This is a genomic window from Nitrososphaera sp., from assembly GCF_050748925.1.
Classification (GTDB): domain Archaea; phylum Thermoproteota; class Nitrososphaeria; order Nitrososphaerales; family Nitrososphaeraceae; genus Nitrososphaera.
Genome location: NZ_JBOGQF010000170.1, coordinates 1 through 3,390, shown reverse-complemented (window position 1 = coordinate 3,390; position 3,390 = coordinate 1). Strand labels below are relative to the sequence as shown.

Sequence of the window (3,390 nt, the reverse complement as noted above, 5' to 3'; positions counted from 1 at the left end):
ATTGTATACCAGTGCATCATCATCGGCGCAGGCCTCGGCGTAACATTCGCTACTAGACCGTGGCAAGTAATCTAAGAGCGCTCGCTCCCCCCTTTTTCCTTTTAATTTCCTCATTTTCCACAGGGTTTCTGGCGCGACATCTTATAACACCGCTTGCACAACAAGAACCCCTAACATGCTCGAGGATCTGAAACAAGAGGCAGAAAAGAGACTAGAGGGCCGCGACCCCGCCCACGATTTCCAGCACATCATGCGCGTCTACAGAAACGCCGAGCTCATCGGCAAGGAAGAAGGCGCGGACATGCAGGTTCTGCTCGCTTCCGCGCTCTTGCACGACCTGGTCGTCTACCCAAAGGGCAGCTCCAAGCGATCAAAGTCATCTGACGACAGCGCCGACCTGGCAGAAAAGATTCTCGCCAAGAGAGGCTGGCCAAAAGACAAGGTAGACAGGGTCAGCTACTGCATCCGCACCCACAGCTACTCCAAGAGAATCATCCCGTCCACGCTTGAGGGCAAGGTGCTGCAGGACGCCGACAGGCTCGACGCGCTGGGCGCCGTCGGCATCGCAAGGACCTTTTCAGTCGGCGGGTCTGAAAACCGCAAGTTCTACAACCCTTCAGACCCGTTCTGCAACCAAAAGAGGGAGCCCCAGGACAGGCTGTGGACTCTGGACCATTTCCAGGCCAAGTTGCTGAAACTCCACAAGACGATGCACACAAAGGCTGCTAAAAAGGCAGCAAAAAAGCGCGTGCGTTTCATGAAGGAGTTCCTGAGGCAGATGGCCAAAGAGATCTAGCTATAGTCTACAAAGTACTTGTAGCGCTTTTCCACGTCCTTGTTCTGGCCGGCCATCACTTTTGCAACCTCGGCTGCAAGCGCCTTTCTTGCGTGATCGCGGAACTCGGCTGCCTTGGCGGTGTCTGGAAAAATCGAGAGCGTGTGCTCAAAATGCCCCATGAACTCGGCCACCCGAGCCCGGTATTCCTGCTGCGTCGGCTTTTTTCCCTCTATCTTGAACCAGGCAGTGGCGCACGCCGTGGCGTAGATCTTAGCAAGCTCCTCCACCAGCCTGTCGACTTCGAAAAAGTCGGCCATGGAAAAGATTGAGCGCCTGCGGCCTATAAGTTTACCAGTAGGTCGCCTTTATCTTCTCTATCACGCGCTCGTGCTCGGAACCCTTTCTTCTTGCGTACTTTTCCATCGCAGTCAGCGGCACGCCGCCAAGGGTGCCTGCAAGCGCGGTAAAGAACCAGTTCTTTATGGGGTTGTCCCGGCCCACCTGCGACATGAACTTCTGGATGCCGTACTTGAAGTTGTGCTGCCACGTCTTGTACATGACGCCCAGCTTGGCAGGGTCCATCGTGTTGCCAATATCGTAAAAGTCCGACTTTTCCAAGAGGCCGATTGGCACGAACGTGAGGGGGGTTACCGTGAATTTAGAGTCGGGCTGCTCCATCTCCAGCTCGTGGATGAGCCGGATGGTCTCCCAGCTGTCTTCTGGGGTCTCGTCGTTGTCTAGGCCCATGATAAGCGTAAAGGCGGGGACCCAATAGTTCTCGTTCAGCTGCTTTACGCCGTTCTTTACAACCCAGTGCCATTCCTCCGGCTTGTAAGGCGCCAGCTTGCGGTCCGCATACTTGCCGATGAGCCTGATGCTGCCGGTCTCAAAGCCGCACTGGATGCCGATGTGGTTGTTCGGGCCAGACTTTATTATCTTGGACACGTTTTGCAGCAGGCGCTCGTCCGCGATTGCGCCGGCAAGCGTGCCGTGCGTCGGGTTGGTGTGTTCGATGCCTGTCGCCATGATGCCCTTGAACAGCTCCTCGATTGCCTCCCGGTTGGGCTGCATGTTCTTGGTCGTTCTAGGATTGAGGCCGTAGACGAAAATGTCGTCGCTGTGGATCCAGGCGTTTTTCAGCCCGCCGTACTTCATGTTGACTTCGATCTCCTTCTGCACTTTTTCAACTGGGTAATAGCGCAACGGCCTCAACGTCACGTCGCAGAACTTGCATCCCCTGCCGCAGCCGCGCATGACTTCGATCATGCCGTGCATGCTCGGGTTGACGATGTTTGGGATCTCGTCGACTGACGGCTCGTTCCAGTAGTGGATGAACCTGCCGTGGTAGGTCCTGTCGCTCCTCATGAATTCCTTTATCTCTACCTTGAACTGGCTCTTTTTGAACGGGTTGGCCATGTCAAACTCGCCTCCGATGAGGGCGTCAAAGAACGGGCCTGCCGCGCCGTCGATCTCGGGGCCGATGCCTCCCAGCTCGCCTTCGACGATGCCGTAAAGGTCGTATTCCTCTATCTTGGCGGGGTCATAGTTGTACTGCCATGTGCCGGAGGCGCCGGCGACCACCTTGGCCTTGCTCCCAGTCCTCTTTTTGGCGGCCGATATCCTGTTGTGCAGGTCTGCGTTGTAAAACTCGTCGTACGAGGTCTGCTTGCGGCCGTAGGTGAACGTCATGGTGACAGGCCCCATGCCGAGGGGGTCCATCTCGTACGTCCCGACCACCTGAGTCTCGGGGCCGATGAACTGCTCCACATAGTCAGGGTGAGCGACTACCACGTCTTCGCGAGCATAGCCATCCCTCAAGAGCGCGGCCTCTACCTTTCTCAGGCCATAGGGAGCATAGTTGGCACGGCCGTTTGTCTGCTCTATAGGGTTGCAGATAAAGTCAAACAGGACTTTTGGCGTGACCTGGTTGCCAAGCACGTGGTACCAGAACGAATTGTGGCTCCTGTGCATGTCGATAGCCGGAGCGCAGCCGAAAAACGACGCAAGGGAGATGCCCCTGTAGGGCGACATCAAGGTGCGGTCGGCGGTAAGAACAACTTTAGGATGCTTCAATACTCTAAATCCCTGTCTGGAGGCAAACCGTGCAGGGCAGATTAAAAGTTTTCCAATGCAGCGATAGAGGATTTGCAGGATATTGTTATAGCCGGGCGTCGCGGCCCTCCATAAAGCCCTGCAGGCTCTGGCCGGCAAGGCGCTTCTTTAGCACGTCGTGGATTTCCCTGACGACGCCAAAGCCCTGGAACGTCAACGCGGTATAAAGTTGCACAAGCGTCGCCCCTTTCTGGTAGGCCTGCCACGTGTCCTCGCCGTTCCATATCCCGCCGGAGGCAATTATCGCAAGTCCCGGGAACGCTTTATGCACGTCTTCTACCATTTTCAGCATGTATGGGAACAGCGGCCTGCCGCTTTCGCCGGCGACCGGCCGGGCAAAGCCCTTTGTCAGCGGGTTTGCGCTCGTGTCGACCGGCCGGGTGTTGCCGAGCACCACCGCCTGCCCGCCGTTTTCGTAAAACACCTTTATCGATTTCATGCGCGCCTGCCTCTCGTCGTCTTTTGGAGGCAGGCTGCTGGAGGGCGCCACCTTGGACGCC

Annotated in this window: 3 protein-coding genes and 1 pseudogene; 1 reads left to right on the top strand and 3 read right to left on the bottom strand. The window is 56.6% G+C overall.

Translation table 11 applies throughout. From position 1 onward, the window contains the following. Window positions 1–175 precede the first annotated feature (175 nt). The gene (locus tag ACREAY_RS10830) at window positions 176–796 is read left to right on the top strand and encodes an HD domain-containing protein (protein ID WP_431755783.1); all 621 of its coding nucleotides are present in this window, start codon (window positions 176–178) and stop codon (window positions 794–796) included. On the opposite strand, the gene ACREAY_RS10825 is transcribed toward ACREAY_RS10830, so the two are convergent. From ACREAY_RS10825 to ACREAY_RS10815, 3 genes and pseudogenes are all read right to left on the bottom strand, one after another. Continuing rightward, on the bottom strand, window positions 793–1,095 hold the full coding sequence (locus ACREAY_RS10825) for a hypothetical protein (protein ID WP_431755782.1): 303 nt from the start codon (window positions 1,093–1,095) through the stop codon (window positions 793–795). The genes ACREAY_RS10830 and ACREAY_RS10825 overlap by 4 nt on opposite strands. A gap of 31 nt (window positions 1,096–1,126) precedes the next feature. After that, the gene (locus ACREAY_RS10820; RefSeq protein WP_431755781.1) at window positions 1,127–2,851 is read right to left on the bottom strand and encodes a B12-binding domain-containing radical SAM protein; all 1,725 of its coding nucleotides are present in this window, start codon (window positions 2,849–2,851) and stop codon (window positions 1,127–1,129) included. 85 nt (window positions 2,852–2,936) lie between these two features. Continuing rightward, window positions 2,937–3,390 (bottom strand): annotated as a pseudogene (locus ACREAY_RS10815) (hypothetical protein); the annotation flags it as partial.

Bases quoted from the DNA above. Each gene is read 5' to 3' on its own strand.
- ACREAY_RS10830 (WP_431755783.1), top strand. From the start codon at position 176: ATGCTCGAGGATCTGAAACAAGAGGCAGAAAAGAGACTAGAGGGCCGC.
- ACREAY_RS10825 (WP_431755782.1), bottom strand. From the start codon at position 1,095: ATGGCCGACTTTTTCGAAGTCGACAGGCTGGTGGAGGAGCTTGCTAAG.